Annotated in this window: 20 protein-coding genes; 9 read left to right on the top strand and 11 right to left on the bottom strand. The window is 52.5% G+C overall.

The genetic code is table 11. The features are described from left to right. The first annotated feature begins 68 nt into the window (after positions 1-68). Both gatA and sucD read left to right on the top strand, forming a co-directional pair. Positions 69-1,517: an Asp-tRNA(Asn)/Glu-tRNA(Gln) amidotransferase subunit GatA gene (gene gatA, locus K9G39_RS03100; protein ID WP_292003467.1), complete on the top strand. Its 1,449-nt coding sequence runs from the start codon at positions 69-71 to the stop codon at positions 1,515-1,517. 21 nt (positions 1,518-1,538) lie between these two features. Then, positions 1,539-2,438, top strand: a complete 900-nt coding sequence (gene sucD / locus K9G39_RS03095) for a succinate--CoA ligase subunit alpha (protein ID WP_292003466.1) — start codon at positions 1,539-1,541, stop codon at positions 2,436-2,438. Positions 2,439-2,503: 65 nt separating this feature from the next. Here the strand turns inward: sucD and K9G39_RS03090 are convergent, their stop codons facing one another. Next, a complete protein-coding gene (locus tag K9G39_RS03090) occupies positions 2,504-3,484 on the bottom strand; it encodes a KpsF/GutQ family sugar-phosphate isomerase (RefSeq protein ID WP_292003465.1) in 981 nt (326 codons plus the stop codon). Between the two features lie 280 nt (positions 3,485-3,764). Between K9G39_RS03090 and K9G39_RS03085 the strand changes: the two genes are divergently transcribed. Next, complete coding sequence (locus K9G39_RS03085; protein ID WP_292003464.1) at positions 3,765-4,112, top strand: hypothetical protein; 348 nt, start codon at positions 3,765-3,767, stop codon at positions 4,110-4,112. Between the two features lie 18 nt (positions 4,113-4,130). After that, positions 4,131-5,639: an oligosaccharide flippase family protein gene (locus K9G39_RS03080; RefSeq protein ID WP_292003463.1), complete on the top strand. Its 1,509-nt coding sequence runs from the start codon at positions 4,131-4,133 to the stop codon at positions 5,637-5,639. Positions 5,640-5,717: 78 nt separating this feature from the next. On the opposite strand, the gene K9G39_RS03075 is transcribed toward K9G39_RS03080, so the two are convergent. From K9G39_RS03075 to K9G39_RS03055, 5 genes are all read right to left on the bottom strand, one after another. Next, positions 5,718-6,257 (bottom strand): periplasmic heavy metal sensor, encoded by a 540-nt coding sequence (locus K9G39_RS03075; protein ID WP_292003462.1) that lies wholly within the window; start codon positions 6,255-6,257, stop codon positions 5,718-5,720. A 118-nt stretch (positions 6,258-6,375) separates the two neighbouring features. Beyond that, complete coding sequence (locus K9G39_RS03070; RefSeq protein ID WP_292003461.1) at positions 6,376-6,927, bottom strand: periplasmic heavy metal sensor; 552 nt, start codon at positions 6,925-6,927, stop codon at positions 6,376-6,378. A gap of 71 nt (positions 6,928-6,998) precedes the next feature. After that, a complete protein-coding gene (locus K9G39_RS03065) occupies positions 6,999-7,400 on the bottom strand; it encodes a hypothetical protein (protein ID WP_292003460.1) in 402 nt (133 codons plus the stop codon). A gap of 77 nt (positions 7,401-7,477) precedes the next feature. Beyond that, on the bottom strand, positions 7,478-8,086 hold the full coding sequence (locus K9G39_RS03060; protein ID WP_292003459.1) for a sigma-70 family RNA polymerase sigma factor: 609 nt from the start codon (positions 8,084-8,086) through the stop codon (positions 7,478-7,480). Between the two features lie 170 nt (positions 8,087-8,256). Beyond that, entirely contained in the window at positions 8,257-9,639 is a 1,383-nt protein-coding gene (locus K9G39_RS03055; protein ID WP_292003458.1) for a phosphoglucomutase/phosphomannomutase family protein, read from the bottom strand. Positions 9,640-9,747: 108 nt separating this feature from the next. Between K9G39_RS03055 and lpxB the strand changes: the two genes are divergently transcribed. Then, complete coding sequence (gene lpxB / locus K9G39_RS03050; RefSeq protein ID WP_292003457.1) at positions 9,748-10,890, top strand: lipid-A-disaccharide synthase; 1,143 nt, start codon at positions 9,748-9,750, stop codon at positions 10,888-10,890. Positions 10,891-10,897: 7 nt separating this feature from the next. Then, a complete protein-coding gene (locus K9G39_RS03045) occupies positions 10,898-11,173 on the top strand; it encodes a hypothetical protein (protein ID WP_292003456.1) in 276 nt (91 codons plus the stop codon). 22 nt (positions 11,174-11,195) lie between these two features. On the opposite strand, the gene K9G39_RS03040 is transcribed toward K9G39_RS03045, so the two are convergent. The 4 genes from K9G39_RS03040 to ychF all read right to left on the bottom strand — a co-directional run bounded on the left by K9G39_RS03040 (position 11,196) and on the right by ychF (position 16,236). Beyond that, on the bottom strand, positions 11,196-13,175 hold the full coding sequence (locus K9G39_RS03040; protein WP_292003455.1) for an FAD-dependent oxidoreductase: 1,980 nt from the start codon (positions 13,173-13,175) through the stop codon (positions 11,196-11,198). 37 nt (positions 13,176-13,212) lie between these two features. Next, the gene (locus K9G39_RS03035; RefSeq protein WP_292003454.1) at positions 13,213-14,178 is read right to left on the bottom strand and encodes a 4-hydroxy-3-methylbut-2-enyl diphosphate reductase; all 966 of its coding nucleotides are present in this window, start codon (positions 14,176-14,178) and stop codon (positions 13,213-13,215) included. 124 nt (positions 14,179-14,302) lie between these two features. After that, positions 14,303-15,121, bottom strand: a complete 819-nt coding sequence (gene murI / locus K9G39_RS03030) for a glutamate racemase (protein WP_292003453.1) — start codon at positions 15,119-15,121, stop codon at positions 14,303-14,305. A 23-nt stretch (positions 15,122-15,144) separates the two neighbouring features. Further along, entirely contained in the window at positions 15,145-16,236 is a 1,092-nt protein-coding gene (ychF, locus tag K9G39_RS03025; RefSeq protein ID WP_292003452.1) for a redox-regulated ATPase YchF, read from the bottom strand. Positions 16,237-16,358: 122 nt separating this feature from the next. On the opposite strand from ychF, the gene cmk reads away from it, so the two are divergent. Both cmk and rpsA read left to right on the top strand, forming a co-directional pair. Further along, complete coding sequence (cmk, locus tag K9G39_RS03020) at positions 16,359-17,072, top strand: (d)CMP kinase (protein ID WP_292003451.1); 714 nt, start codon at positions 16,359-16,361, stop codon at positions 17,070-17,072. Positions 17,073-17,180: 108 nt separating this feature from the next. Then, positions 17,181-18,941, top strand: a complete 1,761-nt coding sequence (rpsA, locus tag K9G39_RS03015; RefSeq protein WP_292003450.1) for a 30S ribosomal protein S1 — start codon at positions 17,181-17,183, stop codon at positions 18,939-18,941. Between the two features lie 67 nt (positions 18,942-19,008). Here the strand turns inward: rpsA and era are convergent, their stop codons facing one another. Next, a complete protein-coding gene (era, locus tag K9G39_RS03010) occupies positions 19,009-19,926 on the bottom strand; it encodes a GTPase Era (protein WP_292003449.1) in 918 nt (305 codons plus the stop codon). 103 nt (positions 19,927-20,029) lie between these two features. Here era and rodA point away from each other — a divergent pair, with 103 nt between their 5' ends. Continuing rightward, complete coding sequence (gene rodA / locus K9G39_RS03005) at positions 20,030-21,253, top strand: rod shape-determining protein RodA (RefSeq protein WP_292003448.1); 1,224 nt, start codon at positions 20,030-20,032, stop codon at positions 21,251-21,253. The last annotated feature ends 63 nt before the right edge of the window (positions 21,254-21,316 follow it).

Here is a 21,316-nt window from a genome sequence, read left to right as displayed (position 1 = left end):
TGACCAGTGAGGGGCGGTTGCTTGTCCCTGCTTGTGTTATCCTTCTATTAAAATAATTCAGAACAGACGTGCAATTCAGTAGTTACCAGGATCTGCGCACAGCGCTGATCGCGCGCTCGATAACCTGCAAGGAGGTTGTGGCCGGTTATCTCGAACGTATAGACCGGCATCGTGATGATAATACCTATATAACGGTTTTTCATGAAAAAGCCCTCCGGAGAGCGAGTGAGCTTGACGGAAAGCTTCGCAACGGAGGGACACCGGGTCGTCTTTTCGGGATGCCGATGGCTATCAAGGATAATATTTCCATGAAAGGGGCTGGACTTACCTGTGCATCGAGGATTCTCGAAAATTATGAAAGCGTTTATGATGCTACGGCAGTCAAGCGGCTGGAGGCCGAGGACGCTGTTTTTCTCGGCAAGACCAATATGGACGAGTTTGCCATGGGCAGCTCCAACGAAAATTCCGCATTCGGTGCCGTGCCAAATCCGTTCGATAAAACCAGGGTGCCCGGCGGCAGTTCAGGGGGTTCGGCGGCGGCAGTTGCAGCGGGTCTTGCGCTGGTGGCGCTTGGCTCCGATACGGGAGGATCGGTACGTCAGCCTGCAGGATTCTGCGATATTGTTGGTCTGAAGCCTACCTATGGCAGGATTTCCCGTTACGGTCTCGTGGCTTTCGCCTCGTCTTTCGACCAGATCGGCGTGCTTGCCCGTAACTGCGACGATGCTGCGCTGGTGCTCGGGGTCATGGCCGGAAAGGACAGGCATGACGCTACGTCTTCCTCTCATGAGGTGCCCGATTATGATGCCGCAATGGCGGATGTGCAAATTGAGGGATTGAAAATAGGTGTACCGAAAGAGTATTTTCATGAAAGCCTCAACCCGGAAGTTTCGGAAATTGTCAGGGCAAAGCTCAACGAGTTGCAGGAACGAGGTGCGGAACTCGTTGACATTACCCTTCCGGAAAGCGATTATGCCATCGCCGCATACTATATTCTGGTTACTGCGGAAGCCTCATCCAACCTTGCCAGGTTCGATGGTGCCCGCTACGGATACCGCTCAACTGAATCAGCCGATGTGCAGGCGATGTACGTGAACTCGAGGACCGAAGGGTTCGGCAAAGAGGTGAAGCGTCGTATCATGCTCGGTACCTACGTGCTTTCTGCCGGATATTACGATACCTACTACAAGAAAGCGCAGCAGGTGAGGCGTGTTTTTCAGGACAGGTATCGTGAAGCGCTCGAGAAGGTGGACGTCATAGCCGGTCCGACCTCTCCGTTTCCGCCGTTCGGTATCGGAGAGAAAATGGCCGATCCGCTTGAAATGTATCTTGCCGATGTGTTCACCGTGCCGGCCAGTATCGTCGGGATGCCGGCCGTCAGTGTTCCGGTCGGCCTTGACAGCCGGAAACTTCCGGTAGGGATGCATCTTATTTGCGATTTCTTCGAGGAAGGAAAGCTGATGGGTATTGCCCGGCATATGCAGCGCAGGCAGTGTTCCTCTGCAGTTGTTTCATAACTCTTAAATTCTACCAGTGCCATGAGTGTTTTAGTCAATAAGGATACTCGTCTGCTCGTGCAGGGGATAACCGGTGGGGAAGGTACCTTTCATACCTCCCAGATCCTCGAATACGGAACCAATGTTGTTGCCGGCGTAACTCCGGGCAAAGGCGGCTTGTTATACAATGGTAACGAGAAAGATCGTTTCTGTCGTCCTGTTCCCGTGTTCAATACCGTCAAGGAGGCTGTTGAAAAAACCGAAGCCAACACATCGGTTATTTTCGTTCCGGCTCCTTTTGCCGGCGATGCCGTCATGGAAGCCGCCGATGCCGGCCTGAAGGTTATTATCTGCATTACCGAGGGCGTGCCGGTCAACGACATGATGAGGGCGTACGCTTTCGTGCAGGAAAAAGGCGCTGTGCTTGTCGGGCCGAACTGTCCTGGTGTGATCACTCCTGGAGAAGCCAAAATCGGTATCATGCCCGGTTTCATTCACAAGAAAGGTTCAATCGGAGTGGTTTCGCGCAGCGGAACCCTGACCTATGAAGCGGTTCATCAGCTGACTGCTGTCGGGCTCGGTCAGTCCACCTGCATCGGTATCGGCGGCGATCCCATCATCGGTACACGGTTTATCGATGCCGTCAAGATGTTTGCAAAGGACGACGAGACCGAAGGGCTGGTTATGATCGGCGAAATCGGCGGCAGTGCCGAGGAGGAAGCGGCAGAGTACATTAAAAAGTATTTCAAAAAGCCTGTGGTTGGCTTTATTGCCGGCAGGACGGCGCCTCCGGGCCGCAGGATGGGCCATGCCGGCGCTATCGTATCCGGCGGAAAAGGAACGGCAGAAGATAAAATCCGCGCCATGGAAGCTGCTGGTATCCACGTGGTGGACAACCCGGGGGATATCGGTGAAGCCATGATGAAAGCCCTCGGAAAGTAATCCTTTAACGACAGGTTTAAAGGCAGAAACAGAAAAGGTGCATCGCAAGTGCGCCTTTTCTGTTTCTACAATCCCAGCGATACCAGATCGTGGATATGCACGATGCCGACGGGACGGTCGCTCCGGTCGCATACCATGAGCTGGGTGATCCGGTATGTTTCAAGAATGTCGAGACACTCCTTTGCAAGGGTGTCGGGTGTGACGCTTTTCGGGTTTCCGGTCATGACGGAGTTTGCCGGAAGCTGGAGAAAATCGCCTCCTTTCTGGATAATCCTTCTCAGGTCGCCGTCGGTGAAGATGCCGGAAAGCCTCCCTTCGGAGTCAACGATAGCGCTTACTCCGAAGCGTTTTGAGGTCATTTCAAGAATGAGTTTGCCCAGAACCACCTCCTCCCCGACGACCGGAACGGCCTCGCCCGTTGCCATGATGTCGGAAGCTTTCATGATCAGACGCCTGCCCAGTGCCCCCTTGGGGTGGGTCAGGGCAAAATCACGGTGAGTGAACCGTTTTTCCTGCATGAGGGTGACGGCAAGGGCGTCTCCCATGGCCAGCATGGCCGTTGTCGAAGTTGTTGGTGCAAGGTCGAAAGGACATGCTTCCTGTTCGATACCGGTGTCGAGTACGATATCGGCATGCCGGGCCAGATATGATCGCGGGTTGCCGGTCATGGCGATAATGGCTACACCAATCCGCTGCAGGGCGGGCACGATGAAATTGAGTTCTTCGGTTGTGCCGCTTTTCGAAAGGCAGATGACGACATCGCCTTCGGAAACAATGCCGAGATCGCCGTGAGCCGCATCCGCCGGATGCATGAACAGCGCGGTTGTTCCGGTCGAAGCCATGGTGGCAGCTATTTTCTGCCCGATGATTCCCGATTTGCCCATACCGGAAATGATGATTTTTCCACTGCATGAGTGCATGACACTTACCGCTCTGGCAAAAGCGTCATCGAGCCTTTCTGCCATCTGTCGCACGGCCTCAGCTTCCTGCCGGAGAATGGCTTTTCCGCTGGCGGTCAGTATTCGTAATTCATTGTTACTGTCCATGGGTATCGGCTGGTCGAACGGTTCCTGTTTGAAATCAACGAATAATAGTATTTTTATAGTACGTATTATCAGCTAAATTATGTGGCAGAGGAATATGGCGCCGCTATTGATTTGTTCAGCGTCCTGATTGCCTCATCGGGCGGTGCTTGAAATTCTCATGTACCTCGATGTACACTCCGGTTTCTCGGTTTCGTCAGACAAGATATCGAGTCGCTTGCGACAATGTATCGATGTACCTGTAACGTTGTTGGCATCTTTATCCACGTTTAATACCTTGGTTATGAGCTGGGTTGGCCTTTTTATCTTTTCGCTGGTTTTTTTCTTTGTGCTTCTGTTTCTGCTGTCCCGGTTTGTCGGGTACATGAAGAAAGAGCAGAACATGGAAATCGAATCGCTGAAGGATACGCTTATCGACAAGGACAATCCTGTCGGTCTCAGAGGAGAGGAGCTTGATAAACTTAAACAGCAGCAGGCCGAGGCTCAGCGTCATCTCAGGGAGGTCATTGCCAAGATTCCCGTTGTGCAGAAAGATGGCCGTTTTCAGATCGATCAGGAAGAGGTTCAGAGAAGAAAGGCTGAGGAGCAGAGAAACGGGAGTTATGGAGCGGCCGGTAACGATGTCAAGTAAGTCATACCCTGCAGTTTCATGTTCGATAAGTTAAAGCTGCTTGCCAAGGATACCGTGATCTACGGTTCCAGCACCATTATAGCCCGCAGCCTCAACTATCTGCTTGTTCCGCTTTACGCCAACAGGCTTTCCACATTCGATAACGGTATCCAGACCCTGGTATATGCCAATATTGCAATTGCCAACGTTCTCTTTTCCTACGGTCTGGAAACCTCTTACCTGAAATCTGCATCCGATACCCTGCATCGCTCGGGTGACGCAAAAGGCTATTTTTCGACCGCTTTTTTCAGCCTGCTTGTTACCTCTACCCTTTTCGCGGCGGTTATGGTGTTTTTTTCAGCAGATATCGCCGGTTTTATAGGGTTCAGCGCCAGAGAAGGGGAGTTCATCAACTATGCGGCAGTCATTCTCTGGATCGATACCCTGCTGGTCATTCCCTTTGCAGAGCTTCGTCTGAAACGCAAGGCATTGCAGTTTGCTGCGGCTCGTATTATCGGTGTAGTTGCCGTGGTGCTTAGTGCTCTGGTACTTTTGATCACCTTCGACGTGGGCCTCCCCGGCGCGTTTTTTGCAAATATCATCGGTTCGCTGGTGAGCCTTGCAGTCGTGCTTCCACTTTTCCGGGACCTGAGGCCGTTTTTTTCGTTTGCCTATCTTCGTGAAATGCTGCGTATCGGCTTGCCGTATGTTCCTACCGGTATAGCAGGCTTGCTGATTCACCTTATCGATCGCAACCTGCTCATCAGAATCTCCTCTTCCGATATCGGCAGAATCTACGGAAAAGGGTTGATGGCGTCGGACATTGTCGGCATTTATGGGCGCGTTGCCGCTTTTGGTATTATTTTGCAGCTGGTGATCCAGGTTTTCCGGTTTGCGTGGCAGCCGTTTTTTCTTCAGCATTCCAATGATCCCGACGCAAAAAGGCTGTTCAGCTATGTGATGAGTATTTCAACGCTGATTACGATGTTTGCGGCGCTTGCGGCTACCTTTTTCGTGCCGGATCTTGTCAGGCATCACTACTGGGGGAGTTTTTACATTCTGCCGCCGAAATACTGGATAGGTCTTTCAGTACTTCCCTGGATATTTCTCAGCTATGTGTTCGACATGGTTTCAACAAACCTGTCTTCAGGAATACTTGTGACCGGCAACACCCGGTATCTTCCGGTTGTAACCTTTGCCGGTGCAGCGGTAACAGCCCTCGGGTGCTGGCTGCTGATCCCTCTCGGGGGGATGGACGGAGCGGCTTATGCCATTGTTGCCGGAACCGTTGTGATGTGCCTGGTGATGGCGTATTATTCACTGAAAGTTTTCCGGAATCGCTATGAATGGACAAAACTCCTGCTGCTGCTTGTGGTCGGAATTTTCTCTGTCCTGCTTCAGGAGCAGTTCGCCATGCGCATTGACAGGGTATGGAGTGTTGTATCGCGAGTTGTTCTGCTCTTTGCCTATGCAGGAACAGCAGCGCTGCTGTTTCGCGAGGAGTGCGTACTTCTGATTCGCAAACTTTACCCGAAGAGGGTACCCTGAAGCGTGTCATCCGATGCTTCAACGGCAGGGGCTGATTGCGGAACGGTTTCTTTTCCAGGGGACAGGGGGGGGGGCCCTCTACCGTTCTTCCTGGATGATGTTTATTTCCCTTACCTCACCTGTTGGAGCCGGAAACCGGTCCTTTCGAACTTTTATTTTACGTGTCGCAATGTGCTCCAGTACTTTCCGGAGGGAATCACGTTGCTCAGGGGTACAAACCAGCGCCAGTTCGTGGAAATGCAGGGCCAGTTCTTTTTCTATTACAGCCTGCTTTGTGCCGATCGATTCTGCAAGGGCGGTGATTTTCTCCATATCGGGTTTTTCCGTTACCGATTCCCTGATCAGCTCTTTTTTAAGTCCAGCGATAGCCTGAATATCGGGAGTTACCTTTCTGAAATGTTTTTTCCGGATCTCCCTGAACCTGAGGCTCTGCTCCTCCGTGAGCGAAAGCGGCCCTGTGAAGTAGATATGCCTGCTGTACTGACGGGTTATTTTAACCGGACCGAGTCCGGATTTATGGGAATTCTGCCACCACAGAAAGCCGAGCAGCGTAACATTGAGCACAACAAGTATCGCAAGTGTTGTGGTAATGAAGCGTTTAGATGTAAGAAAATCCATAATTACTTAAGAGTCCATACGGCAGCCGCCGGTGTTGGTTGATGGTATATATGAGTTATTATCCTGCCGAGGTGATAAAAAAGGAGTTTTCATCACCTCGGCAGGTTGCCGCAAGCTGTCAGAGCCTCATGCTCCCATGTTTTCCCCCCGGCCTGTTCTGCATGAGGGTTTTCATTTTTTCCATCTGATCAGGAGTCAGCAGGGAGGCCATCTCCCGGAGATGTGAACTGCGCTTGATAGCCAGTTTGGCATGGGTATCGCCGATTTTTTTCGAAAGCATGGCGATCCTGCGGTTGTCCGGATTTTTCTTCAATGATTCATTCCTGATTTCCTGCTGCAGGGAACTGAGCTGAGTCCTCTCTCCTGAAGCCGCCACAAACTGTTTTTTTTGCAGCTCCTGTAGCTTTTTCTGCTGTGTGTCGTTCAGACCGAGAGCTTCTTTCATAGCCACTGCGGGTCGGCACCTGCGGGAGTCCTTTCCTATACCTCCCGTTCTTTTCTGCCACTCGCTGCGGTAATCGGAGCGTTCCTCCTGTGAGGCATTGCGCATGCTTCCCCGCATTCGGGCCAGCTCATCGTTGGAGTAGCGGCTGTAGTCGGTGGCGTAAGCCGATCCTCCAGCCGCAAGCATCACGGCAACCGTCAACATCATTTTCGTGTTCTTTTTCATCGCTCTATCGTGTTATATCATTATGGGTTACTGTACATCATCAACTTGATCAGGTACTTCTGCGGTTGCGGTTATGGCTTGATATTTTCCTTTGCAGCCTGTTTCCCATTCTGCCTGTTGCTGCTGGTATCATCGGTTTCAACATAGTAAGCGAGTACTTCTCCGGAATAATCGTCGCTGAGCTGTTCAATGGTTTCACCGGCATCAGCCATGGACAACGGCTCTGGAGAGCTGAAAAACAGGAGTGCCGAGCTGATGTTGACAACCAGAAGAAGTGCGGCGACGGCGAACTTGATTCTGAACCCTTCCGCCTGCCGGAATGCTCCGTATCCGAATCCCTTGCTTTGCGATGCCTCTATCCTCTGCATCAGGTGTACCCTGAAAAGCGGGGAGGCATGAAGAACCGGAAGGTCGTCAAGGAGATCGAGGGTTCTGCGGATCTCCGCCTCTATGTGTTCATCGGGTCTTTTCATGATGTTTTCCTGTTTTCATCTTTTTTGACGACAGCCGCCTGAAAACCTTGCACGCCACCTTTCCGGTTGTTGTTTTCTCAGTTGTTTGCATAGTATCCGGAGAGCTTGTCGTGCAGATTTTTCTTTGCACGGTGAATCAGCGATTCAACTGCAGAGACCGAGGTCTGAAGGATGTCGGCAATCTCGCTGTTGGTGTATCCGTCCTGCTTGCTGAGCAGAAAAGCGGTTTTCTGGTTATCCGGGAGCGTGTTGAGGGCGTCCTGCAGGATTCCGGCACGCTCTTTGCCTGCAAGCGCCTGTTCCGGATTATCACCTGAAGGTGATGGCAACTCTTCGGCCGGATCGTTTATGCCTATGATTCTTTTGAGGGATGAAAAGCGTTTTTTTCTTTTCATTCTTCTCAGATGATCGAGGGATTTGGTTACTGCTATCCGGTATATCCAGGTAGAGAGTTTTGACTCTTCCCTGAAGCTTTCAATAGACCGGTGAACTTCGACAAAAACCTCCTGTGCGAGATCCTCCGCATCTTCCCGGTTCATGACAAAACGAAAACAGGTATTGAGCACCATATCCTGGTGTTCGGCAACCAGAGCCCTGAAAAGCTCATTACTCGATGTTACAGCTTTATTGCCCAAGCTTCTGCTCTTTGCCTCTGCCGTTAATGCCATTTCTCCAGCTTCTTCCATGAACGTATGTCGACTGATCTGCAGGTATGGTTGGGCATGCAGATATCCGTTTTACCATGAACCACCCGCAAGCGTTTTTGGAGGTTTTTTCCCTGTCGGGAGCAAAACCCTGCAGGTTGGACGTCATATTTCGGCTGTTCCTGCAGGTGTTTATGGAAAAAACCGCTTTTTCAGGCAAGTTCAGCAGCAAACGCCAGTACTTTATCGACCTTTTCCTCAGAGTCGGCTTCACAGTAGAGACGCAGAACCGGTTCGGTGCCCGATGCACGGATGAGCAGCCAGCCGCCTTCGAAGTGATACTTGCATCCGTCGAGATTGCTGAACTTCAGTACCGGGTATCCGGCAATGGAAGGGAGATCGCCGGTAGCGGCACGGGTGATGATTGCGTGTTTTTTTACCTCGCTGACATGCAGGTCGTTACGCTTGTAACAGAAGAAGCCGTACTCGTCGTAAAGTTCCTGAACAAGTTCAGAAAGGGTTTTTTCCTTTCTGGTCATGATTTCAAGAATCAGGAGCCCGATGTAGACCCCGTCGCGTTCCGGAAGAAATGCTGTAATACCAATGCCGCCGGACTCTTCACCTCCGATGAGGATATCGTTGGTCGTCATGAGCTGACTTACATACTTGAAGCCTACAGGCAGTTCATGCATGGTCAGTGCGTGCTTCCGGCAGATCCTGTCGATAATGTCGGTCAGTGCGAACGTTTTGGCCACTTCGCCGCTCTGCTGGCGGTCTTCGACAAGGTATTTGAGAATAAGGGCGAAAAGCTTGTGGGAATCCACAAAGTTTGCGTGTTCGTCGAGCATGCCGACCCTGTCGGCATCTCCGTCGTTGATGATGGCTACATCGGTTTCGACTTCCCGGAAAAACTCCACGAATTCTCCGATGTATTGCGGCATCGGTTCGGGGTTGATACCTCCGAATCCGGGATTGAGGGTGCAGTGATAGCAGTTCACCATGGACTCGTCGAAAAGCCTGTTGATGATATCCTGCCCGGCCCCGTACATGGCGTTGTGAGCTATTTTGATGCGCGAGTTGCGAATAAGCTGCAGATCGATGTTCGTCTTGAGGTGGTTCAGGTAGAACGTTTTGAGATCGGCCGTTTCTATCAGCTTGTTGTCGGGTGTGACATCCGTATCGGGGTCGATTTCGTCAAGGTAGCGTTCTATTTCAGCTATTGCTTCAGGATGGGCAGGACCTCCGTAGGCGGCCTTGACCTTGAATCCGTTATAGACCGGAGGGTTATGGGATGCGGTAATGACGATGCCTCCGGCAAGCTGCCGGGCTTTTGTGAAAAGCGAGACCGCGGGAGTTGAAACAAAACTGTCCGCGAGATATACCTTTATGCCCTGCGAGGAGATCACTCCGGCGGTGAATTCCGCAAACTCTTTCGACATGAACCGGGTATCATATCCGATACATATCCCCTTTGCCTTTTCCGGGCGGGTGTGGATATATCGGGCCGTTGCCAGTGCGGCAAGCTTGAGGTTGTCGAATGTATATTCCTTTGCGATAATCGCACGCCATCCGTCAGTACCGAATTTGACTTGCATTCTTTTCTGTTTTTGATATAATGGGATTTGAAAAGCCGTACGGCGTTTTTTTTTCAGATTGTTAAAATACAGTTTCCCCTTCGTTCATCCAATTATCAGCCGTTTTTGATGCCGAAGAAGCTTTTTGTTTTGGCCGGAGAGGTTTCGGGCGACATGCACGCAGCCGGAGTGGTTGCCGGGCTGCTCGGCCGGAGGCCCGATGTCAGGGTATTCGGCATCGGAGGTGAACGGCTTCGGGAGCTTGGAGCCGAACTCGCCTACGATACCCGTCAGATGAGCATCATGGGGTTTGTCGATGTGCTCCGTCACGCAGGTTTTCTCAAAAAGGTGATACGGGAAATGAAAGCGCGGATACGGGAGGAGATGCCCGATGTGGCACTTCTGGTCGACTATCCCGGCATGAACCTCTTGATTGCCCGCTTTCTTCACGATCTCGGTATTCCGGTCATCTACTACATTGCCCCCCAGGTATGGGCCTGGAAAGAGGGCAGGGTAAGGAAAATACGAGAAACTGTAGATCGTCTGCTGGTGATTTTTGATTTTGAGGTCGCATTCTACAGTCGTCACGGCGTGACGGCCGAATTTGTCGGTAATCCGGTTATCGAAGAGCTTCATGAGGAGCCACAGCACTCAGTCTCCGACTTTCGGAAGGAGCACGATGTAGAAGAAGGGGCAGTGTTGATAGGCCTGCTTCCGGGAAGCAGGCGCCAGGAGATATCGATGATGCTGCCTGAGATGCTCAGGGCTGCGGAGATGCTTGCCGGGAACCGTAATGCGGTGTTCCTTCTCGGCCGGGCACCGCACCTCGACTACCGCTGGCAGGATCATGCTCCTGCAGGTAGCCGTATCCGGGTTGTCGAATGTCCCGGATACGACGTGATGAAGTACAGTGCCGCGGCGATTGTCACCTCCGGAACGGCTACACTCGAAGCGCTCTGTTTCGGGATGCCAATGGTTGTGGTTTACCGTACGGGGTGGCTGAATTACCAGATCGGAAAACGGCTTGTGAAACTCAAAAGCATCTCTCTTGCCAACATTGTATCGAAAGGGCTCGGTTCGACCGAACGGGTTGTGCCGGAGCTTATTCAGCATGAGGCAAATGCCGCAGGGATGGCAAGGGAGGTCGGGCTTCTGCTCGATGATCCTGTCCGTGCAGGCAAGATGCGTGCGGAACTGCTTGAAGCGAGGGCAAGGCTTGCCAGCGCTTCGCCGTCAAGAGCCGTTTCGATGGTTATCGAGGAATACTTATAACAGGAACATGGAAAAGTTTTTTGAACTCCTCTCCGGAAATCCGCTGCTGCTTGCCATTGTGTTTATCGCTGCCGTTTTCATGGCGCTTTCGTTTTTCAGAAAGGCGCTGCAGCTTCTTGTTGTCGCCGCCGCAGTCGGCCTGCTCTACGCCGCGTGGCTTCAGGTGAGCGGCGGTGACGTCCCTGAATTGTTCCGCCAGGTGCAGGAGACCCTCACCCTGTCGTTCGGTCGTCTCGGCGCCATGCTGAAACCGCTGGTCGAACTGCTGAAATCCTGGAAATAAAACAGGTTTCGCGATATCTTGCCTAACGGGTCACCGGCGGTTCGCTCAGCGCTCCCGTTGGACATGATGCTGCAAGCTTGTGATAATCCGGATGCTCCGGCGATATGCACGCTTCGAGCGTTCTGACGCAGATGCCGCAGTCCACGCATTTTTCACGTTCCAGAAGGATGTCCGGTGTTTCCGAAATACTGAATTCCGGGTGTTCCAGCTGCCTGCAGGTATAGTCCGGCAGGTATTGTGCGGCAAGATAGCGGAGGCGGCAGGTCTCGATGGCCTTGCATCGGCACTGCAGGCACCTTTCAGCTTCCGTAAGGGCATCGGCACTCTCGAACCCGGTAACGGCTTCCATGAACCCTCCGGTTCTGACTTCCGGTTCAAGTTCCGGTACCGGAACCCGTGGCGCGGAAGGAGTGCGCAGATAGAACGCTGCAGGAGCCTTGTCTCTCGGTCCGTAGGATGAGTTGAACGGCGCAACCGTTTTCTCCTCAGTTGTAAGGCCCAGCAGGTAACGGTCGATGAAATAAGCCGCCCGTTTTCCCTGTTCAACGGCGCGGATAGCGATATCGGCGCCGGTAACGCAGTCTCCGCCAGCAAATATTCCGGTTGCGGAGCATTCGAGGGTTCGCGGATTGACCTCGAGTGTACCGTCCGGGTTCAGTGTTACGCCCGGGACGGCTTCCGCCGGGCAGTGTACATGCTGTCCGGTAGCGGAAATCACGGTGTCGGCATGGATGGTGAATTCCGAACCTGCAATCGGCACGGGCCTTCTTCTTCCGCTTTCGTCCGGTTCGCCCTGCTGCATTGCCACGGCCGTAACCGAGACTCTTCCCCCGGTTGTTGTGACGGAAACCGGTGCAGCAAGCAGATGCAGCCTGACGCCTTCTGCAAGCGCCTCTTCGATTTCAGCCTGATTGGCGGGCATTTCGCTGCGTGTTCTGCGGTAGAGTATAGTCACCCTTTCCGCGCCAAGCCTCAGCGCCGTGCGGGAGGCGTCGATTGCCGTATTGCCTCCCCCCACCACCAGGACGCTTTTTCCGGGATGGACGGCTTTGCCGCAGGCCGCTTCGCGCAGAAATGCGATGCCGCTGGCAACGGCCGGTTCATCTTCGCCGGGAATGCCCATCAGAGAGGCTTTTGAAGCGCCGATGCCGAGAAAGATTGCATCGAAATTTTCCCGGAGCGATGCGGTGGTGATATCCCGTCCGAGCACGGTGTTCATGCGGAACCGGGCGCCCATCTTTCGCAGCGGCTCGATCTCCTTTTCGATCACGCTTTCCGGAAGCCTGAAGCGGGGAATGCCGTAACGCATCATGCCTCCCGGCGCTTCGTTGGCGTCGAATATGGTGACGTCATGACCGAGAGCGAGCAGGTAATATGCGGCACTCAGTCCTGCCGGGCCGGCCCCGACCACCGCTGCGGTTCTGCCGGTTTTTTCCGGAACTTCCGGAATATAGCGATCGGCTCGTTCCATGTCCTGGTCTGCGGCATACCGTTTCAGGGCGCAGATCGAAACCGGTTCGTCAACACCGTGGCGCCGGCACTCGTCTTCGCAGGGAGCCGGACATACCCGGCCGAGAATGCCCGGCAGGGGGATGGTTTCCTTGATGATTCTGATCGCTTCGCCGTCGTCGTGCCGCCTGATTTCCTCTATGAAACCCGGAATGTTGCAGCCTGCCGGGCAGGAGAGTTCGCATGGCCCCATGCAGTCGCCGCAGTGGAGGTCGATCATGCGCTCCAGACTCTGACGCCGCATGTTGTGCAGTTCAGGATTTTCGGTTTCTACAACCATACCTTCCGATGCCGGAGTGCTGCATGCCGGAACGAACCGGTTTTTTCCCTTGAGCTCCACGATGCACATCCAGCAGGATCCGGTCGATTCAAGCGTCTTGTCGAAACAGAGGGTCGGTATGACAATTCCCGCCGACAGGGCGGCCTGAAGAATCGACATGCCTGGAGATGCGGAAACGGTTCTGCCGTTTATGGTGAGGCTCAGATCATTCATGGTCGGTTGATCGGTTCAGGAGCGCCTGGGGTGCAGCTCAATGGTTAAAACGCTTGTCGATGAATCCAGCAACCTTTTCAAGCAGCCACATCGGCGTCGAAGTCGCACCGCAAATACCGACGCTCTCGACGGAGCCACCCTCAGTGTCTTCAAACCAGAAGTCCTGGAGGTCTTCGACATCCTCGATGAAATAACTCCTCGGATTGGCCGCGCGGCAGATGCCGTAAAGTACCTGGCCGTTGGAGCTTTTCTTTCCGGCTACAAAAATGATGCAGCTGTTTGCCAGTGCGAATTCATGGAGTTTCCGGTTCCGGCTCGAAACCTGCCGGCAGATGGTATCCTTGAAAACGGTGCGGGGCATAGGGCGCTGACCGGTCATCGCCGCGGTGATATCGATGTCCCTGATCTCCGTCCAGGGCTTTCCCTGCTCGCCAGCAGCCGAAGCGAAACGGGCCTCGAGATTTGCTTTCAGTTCATAAAAACCGGGCACATCCATGGTGGTCTGCGAGATCAGCGCGGTTTTTTTTCGGGTATCGAGCCTTTCCAGTTCTTCCGGTTCCGACAGATCGGCATGTTTGATGATAACCCCGCGGTTGCCGCAATGCCCGTTGATGCCGACGACTTCCGGATGAGCACGTTTGCCGTAAATGACAATCTGATAACCCAGCCGGTCGAGAAGGCGAGCGGTGCGCTGCAGTTTCGACACCACCGGGCAGGTGGTGTCGGTAATATCGAGGTTGTTCCGCTTTGCTTTACTGTAGGTTTCCGGCGGTTCACCGTGTGCCCTGACAAGCACGCTCGAATCCCTGAGCGCCTCGAAGGCGGCTTCATCGATGGTGGTAAGGCCGAGTTCCTCAAGTCGCTTTACCTCCACTTCGTTGTGGACAACATCGCCAAGCGAGAACAGCCGCTCTTTTGCGGCGAGTTTTTCTTCCGCCACGTGGATGGTGCCCTGCACGCCGATGCAGAACCCGGATGATGTTCTGTCGAGGTTTATTTTCACATTGATAACGGTAACAGAATCAAAAGTAACAAGTCAAAAAGACAAAAGTAACATCCCCGGCCTTCAAGACAAAAAATCATGGGAAATCAATGAGCCGATGGACGTTTCCGGAGGATGTTCCGGTTCAGACGTCGACAAGCTCGACGTCGGGCATGTCGGCGCCCATGAAGAGACGGTACAGCGTGCTGAACTTCTGGGGAAGGTCGCTGACAAGCAGATGGGGATTTGCCGGTTCGCCGGATGTATTCAGCATACTGGTTTCTTCGAGTAGTGCTTTTGCTCTCTGTGCGACGGCTTCCGCAGAATCGATGATGCGGATGTCCGGCCCTACGGTTTCTGCGATCATGTTACGCAGGATCGGGTAGTGGGTGCATCCGAGCACCAGGGTATCGATATGCTCTTCGTCGAACGCACTGAGGTACTCTTTTGCGATAAGGCGGGTTGCGGGATGATCGGTGAACCCCTCTTCGGCCAGAGGAACGAAGAGCGGGCATGCCTTCGAATAGACCTCGATATCGGGATCGAGGGTGTTGATGGCGTATGCATAGGCATTCGAGCATACGGTAGCCTGTGTGCCGATCACACCGATATGTTTTCCCTTGCTCATGCTGACTGCAAGTTCGGCGCCGGCATCGAGTACCCCGATCACGGGAATGCTTCCGCTGGCTTTCTCCACGACATCAAGCGCCAGGGCCGAAACGGTGTTGCAGGCGACGATGATCATTTTAGGCTGGTACCGCATCAGAATGGTGGTGTCATCCTGGGCGTACTTGCGGATGGTGACCTGTGATTTCGAGCCGTAGGGTACTCTGGCGGTGTCGCCGAAATAGATTATTCTTTCGGCGGGCAGCAATGTCTGCATCGCCCTCACGACGGTCAGGCCGCCGACACCCGAGTCGAAAATACCGATCGGGCTTTCAGGAGTCGTTTTATGATGGTGCACCAGCTGAAGAGGATCGTTAAAGGTTACACGTTGAACCTGAACACAATGACATCTCCGTCCCTGACAATATAATCGCGTCCTTCGGATCGCAATTTTCCAGCCTCCTTTACCTTCTGTTCCGAGCCGAGTTCGATGAGATCCCGGTATGACATGACTTCAGCCCGGATGAACCCTTTTTCGAAATCGGAATGGATGGCGCCTGCGGCTTCCGGAGCGGATGCTCCCTTGCGGATAGTCCATGCGTGCACCTCTTTTTCACCCGCGGTAAAGTAGGTTTGCAGGCCGAGCAGGTCATATGCTGTTTTGATGACCCGGTCAAGCCCGGACATCTCAAGGCCGAGGCTTTCAAGAAATTCCGGGCGTTCCTCTTCGGGAAGTTCTGCGATATCCGCTTCGCTCTTTGCGCTGATGATCAGCATTTTGGAACCCGACTCCGCGGCGATTTCCGCTACCCGCTCAGTATAGGCATTACCTCCGGGCAGATCGGTTTCGGCAACGTTGGCCGCGTAAAGAATAGGTTTTGTGGTCAGAAGGAAAAACTGGCGGGAGAGCTCTTTTTCTTCGGCACCCTGAATGATGGCTCTTGCGGGAACTCCCCCGGAAAGTCCGGCAATGATCCGCTCGGCCAGATCGACCTGCAACAGCAGATCTTTTTCCTTCCGGGCGTTTTTCCGGAGTTTTTCGATTCTCCGTTCCATGCTGTCGAGGTCTGCAAGCATCAGTTCCGTTTCGATGGTCGTAATGTCGTCTGCAGGATCGATTTTCCCCTCGACATGAATAATATTGCTGTCGTCGAAACACCGGACGACATGCACGATGGCATCGACCTCCCGGATATGTGAAAGGAACTGGTTTCCCAGGCCTTCGCCTTTGCTGGCACCCTTGACGAGGCCTGCGATATCGACGATTTCAAGTGTGGCCGGAACCAGTGTCGGTGTTTTTACCACATCGGCAATCATCTGCATCCGCTCATCGGGTACCAGAACGGTGCCGACGTTGGGCTCTATGGTACAGAACGGGTAATTTGCCGCTTCAGCCTGCTTGGCGGTAATGGCATTGAACAGTGTCGATTTTCCGACATTCGGCAATCCGACAATCCCGCAACGGAGAGACATATCGATACAAGGAAGAGGTGTTTACGGTAAAAGCGTGCCCTCTGGGGGCACAGGTTGTTAACATGTAATCATTAAGTTTGGAAAAAGCAAATTTATTTTATAAAATTGCAGGCTAAGTCAAAATGCTTGTGAAACACACGACAGGGAACAGACGCATCATTATCGCCATCGATGGGCCGGCAGCTTCCGGCAAGAGCACTACCGCCCGCAAAGTCGCGGGAATGCTGGGTTATACCTATATCGATACTGGCGCAATGTTCCGTTCCGTTACCCTGAAGGTTCTCGATCTGGGCATGATCGACACCGTCCGGTCCTTTCCCGATTCCATTGAAGCGTTATTGCAGGACCTGTCCATCACCTTTTGTGATGACCGGGTTTTTCTCGATGGCAGGGATGTCACCTCGGCTATCAGGGAAAACCGTGTCAGCCGCGAGGTCAGCTTTATCAGTTCTCTGGGGCCTGTTCGCCAGAGGCTTCGCCTGATGCAGCAGGATATGGGGCGTTTGAAAGGCGTTGTCATGGATGGCCGTGATATCGGTACGGTTGTGTTTCCCGATGCCGAACTGAAAATTTTTCTGATTGCCGATGCCCGTGAACGGGCAGCGAGGCGTTATGCCGAACTTGCCGCGAAAGGTGCGTCAGGAAGCGAGCTGCCGGATGTCGGCATGCTCGAGAGGGAGATCGTCGAAAGGGACAGGGCTGATGCAGAGCGTGCTCTTGCTCCCCTGAAAAAGCATCCCGATGCCATTGAAATCGATACTTCGGAGTTGAGCATTGACGAGCAGGTGACTATGGTTCGCGATCTGGCGCTGGCATTGCTGCGGCGTGAAGGATAGCGGGTACCTGCCTGAACAGGGTTTTGTTGTTTCATTAACCTAAAAACCGGGTGCTGAAATCTCTCGCGGCACCGAGGGTAAATCACAAGAGAGGAAGGAAAACATTTAATGCCAGAAACACTAACGCTGGAGAAGAAAGTCCAGGAACGGCCCGCAAGGAAAAAGGTCAAGGTTTTTGCTCACTACGATTCCGCGGCACTTGCCGAGATGGAAAAGCTTTATACGAGCACGCTGAGTGAAATCAGGGAAGACGAGATCGTCAAAGGCCGTATTGTCTCCATTTCCAACAAGGACGTCACCATCGATGTCGGTTACAAGTCGGAGGGTATCGTCTCTCTGCTCGAATTCCGAGACGAGGAAGAGGGTGAGGTCAAGGTCGGCGATGAAGTCGAGGTTTACCTCGAAAACATCGAAGACAAGATGGGTCAGCTCATTCTTTCCAAAAAGAAAGCCGATGTCCTGAGAATCTGGGACAAGATTTACGATTCAATTGAGAATGACACTATCATCAACGGCAGGATCATCAACCGCGTCAAGGGTGGCATGACGGTTTCCCTGTCCGGCGTTGAAGCCTTCCTTCCCGGTTCTCAGATCGATGTCAAACCGGTTCGCGATTTCGATGCTCTCGTTGGCCAGACCATGGACTTCAGGGTCGTCAAGATCAATCCCGTTACTCAGAATATCGTCGTCAGCCACAAGGTCATCCTCGAAGAGGAGTATGCCGCACGCCGCGAAGAGATGCTTGCCAACATCAAGGTGGGCATGGTGCTCGAGGGCACGGTCAAGAATATCACCGATTTCGGTATCTTTGTCGATCTCGGCGGTCTCGACGGTCTTGTGCATATCACCGACATCACCTGGGGCAGAATCAACCATCCTTCGGAGGTTGTCGAGCTTGACCAGCCGATCAAGGTTGTTGTCGTCGGTTTCGACGAGAACACCAAACGAGTCTCTCTCGGCATGAAGCAGCTCGAGGCCCATCCCTGGGAAAATATCGAGATCAAGTATCCTGTTGGTTCCAAGGCGAACGGTCGCGTGGTTTCCATTACCGATTACGGTGCATTCGTGGAAATCGAAAAAGGCATCGAGGGTCTTGTCCACATTTCCGAAATGAGCTGGACGCAGCATATCAAGCATCCCGGTCAGTTCGTTACCCTCGGTCAGGAGGTTGAGTGCGTGATTCTCAATATCGATAAAGAGCACACCAAGCTTTCTCTCTCCATGAAACGGGTCAACGAGGATCCATGGATCGCACTCTCCGAAAAGTACATCGAAGGATCGCTCCACAAGGGAACCGTCAGCAACATCACCGATTTTGGTGTATTTGTAGAACTTGAGGCCGGAGTGGACGGACTGGTGCATATTTCAGATCTCTCATGGACAAAGAAAATTCGCCATCCAAGTGAACTGGTCAAGAAAAACCAGGAACTCGAAGTCAAGGTGCTTAAATTCGACGTCAACGCCCGCCGTATTGCGCTCGGCCACAAGCAGATCAACCCTGATCCATGGGACGAGTTCGAGCAGAAATATGCCGTAGGTGCTGAAACCCCAGGAAATATTTCCCAGATCATCGAGAAGGGCGTTATCGTCATTCTTCCCGGTGATGTCGACGGTTTCGTGCCCGTATCGCATCTGCTTCAGGGCGGTGTGAAGGACATTCACTCTTCGTTCGCTGTCGGCAATGAACTTCCTCTCCGCGTGATCGAGTTCGACAAGGAGAACAAACGGATCATTCTTTCGGCGCTCGAATATTTCAAGGACAAGAGCAAGGAGGAGATCGAAGCATATCTCCAGGCCCATCCAAACGAAAAGAAAGAGATCGAGGATGCGACCGCCGAGCTGGAGCCCCAGCCTAAAGGCGGCAAGTAAGAGCCTCACAGGGTTACATAAATCCAGCAAAAAACCCTTCCGTCGAGGAAGGGTTTTTTGTTGTCCGTCAATACCCGTAGCTTTTCAGAAGATTCTGTTTTTTCCTCCAGTCGGGTCTGACTTTTATGAAGAGCTCGAGAAAAACCGGCCTGCCCAGCAGTTCCTCGATATCGGTACGGGCAGCCTTTCCGAGTTTTTTGAGTGCGTTGCCTCCGCTGCCTATCAGGATCTGTTTCTGGGTGTCGCGTTCGACAACAATCGAACAGCGGATAAGGTCTTTTCTCGAAGGGTCGTTTTCATGCTGTTCCCTGAATTCATCGACCACAACCTCCGTCGCATAGGGCACCTCCTTGCCGTAAAGGAGAAAGATTTTTTCCCGGATGATTTCCGATACGAAAAACCGTTCCGGAGCGGTGCTCAGCATATCTTCGGGGTAGAGAGGTTCGTCCATCGGAAGAAACGGAACAAGGGCCTCTACAAGTCTCTCCAGCCCGGTTCCTTCAAGTGCCGAAACGGAGATGACGGCAGCCGGAGAGAAGAGTCCTGCCATAACCGATTCGGCTTGTTCCTGTACTGCACGGCTTGCGAGATCAGATTTGTTCAGCACGGCGATTACCGGTTTCCCGGAGGATTTCAGCCATGAATTGAACAGTTCCGAGGCGAAATCGATATCAAAAGGTTCGGCGCCTTTCGTGTAGGGAATCAGTGCGATAACCACATCGGCTTCTTCGAGTGTCTTGCGGGTAATTGAAAGCATCGATTCATGGAGCTTCTGCTGCGGCTGCATGATGCCCGGAGTATCGAGAAAAATGATCTGGCACCGCTTGTCATGGTAGATGCCGGTTATTTTTTTTCTTGTAGTTTGCGGTTTAGGTGTTACAATAGAAAGTTTATAATCAAGAAGTTTGTTCAGCAGAGTTGACTTGCCTGCATTCGGCGGCCCGGCGATAACAGCGAAGCCGCAGGAGAACGATGGAGTATCCATAGAAAGGTAGAGTTGTAACAGTGACGCAGCGAACGGTAAATCTCTGTGTACGATACAGAATTCTCCGCGGATGGGGAAGAAAAAGATGTAGAAAAGCGTGACAATGGAACAACAAGGGAAACTTGACATCTGGCTTCTTGCTTCGACGGCTGGTCTTATTATTCTCGGACTCCTTGCAATATACAGCGCAACCAATGGAGCGGGAGAGACGGTTCTGTTTTATCGGCAGCTTGCATGGGGATGCATCGGTGCTTTTGTCATGCTGTTCGTCTATTTCAACGATTATCGCTTTATACGCGATAATTCATATATCTTTTATATAGTCGGGGTGGTTCTGCTTGTAGCGGTACTTGTTTTCGGTAAAAAAATTGCAGGTCAGACAAGCTGGGTACGTATAGGTTTTTTCAGTTTTCAGCCTTCGGAAATAGCCAAGATGACAACGATTCTTGCGCTTGCCCGTTTTCTTTCCGAAGATGAAACCGATATCCGTTCCATGCCTCATCTTTTTATTGCGCTAGGCATTCCCCTTTTTCCTGCACTGCTGATCATGTTGCAGCCCGATATGGGAACAACTCTCACCTGTCTTTCATTTATAGCGCCGATGATCATCATGGCGGGGTTTGATTTCTATCTTCTTCTTCTGCTCGTCATACCCGTTGTGCTCATGCTCAGCGGTTTTTTCAATATTTATTTCATTTTTGGTCTTGCCCTGCTTATGTTTTTCGGGCTGGTGTTTCTCAAAAAGAAATTTTATATGCATCAGTTTGCAGTTACCTCAGCAGGCCTGCTTGCCGCACTTTTTACGCACCGTTTTGCGGCAGAGATTCTCAAGCCTCATCAGATGAAAAGGATCCAGACCTTTCTCGATCCCATGTCGGATCCCCAGGGGGCGGGCTATAATGCCCTGCAGGCAAAAATAGCTATCAGTTCCGGGGGTTTTTTCGGCAAGGGCTTTCTTGAAGGAACGCAGACGCAGCTTCGTTTTATTCCTGCCCAGTGGACCGATTTTATTTTCTGTGTTATTGCCGAGGAGCTTGGTTTTATAGGATCGGTTCTCTTGCTTGGCTTTTTCCTTGTTCTGATTCTCCGCTTTATCCGCATTGTCTTTTCCATCAAGAACCGCTTTGTCGAGTTGACCTTTGCGGGTTACGCGTCGCTTCTTACGGTTCATGTAGTCATCAATGTCGGTATGACCCTCGGGCTTATTCCGGTTATCGGCGTGCCTCTGCCGTTTGTTTCCTATGGGGGCTCATCATTGCTCGGCAACATGATTATGGTGGCGCTCGGCCTGAATTTTGTAAGAAACCGGCGAAGTATCGGTTACTGAAAAAGTATTCCGTTTTATTGCTTGCCAACGAAAAATGGTGAAATGCCTGAATCAGGAAAAGCG

The sequence above is a fragment of the Chlorobium sp. genome, from assembly GCF_021740465.1.
Taxonomy (GTDB): domain Bacteria; phylum Bacteroidota; class Chlorobiia; order Chlorobiales; family Chlorobiaceae; genus Chlorobium.
Note: the sequence above shows the minus strand (reverse complement) of the source record. Positions and strands in the feature narration are given on the sequence as shown.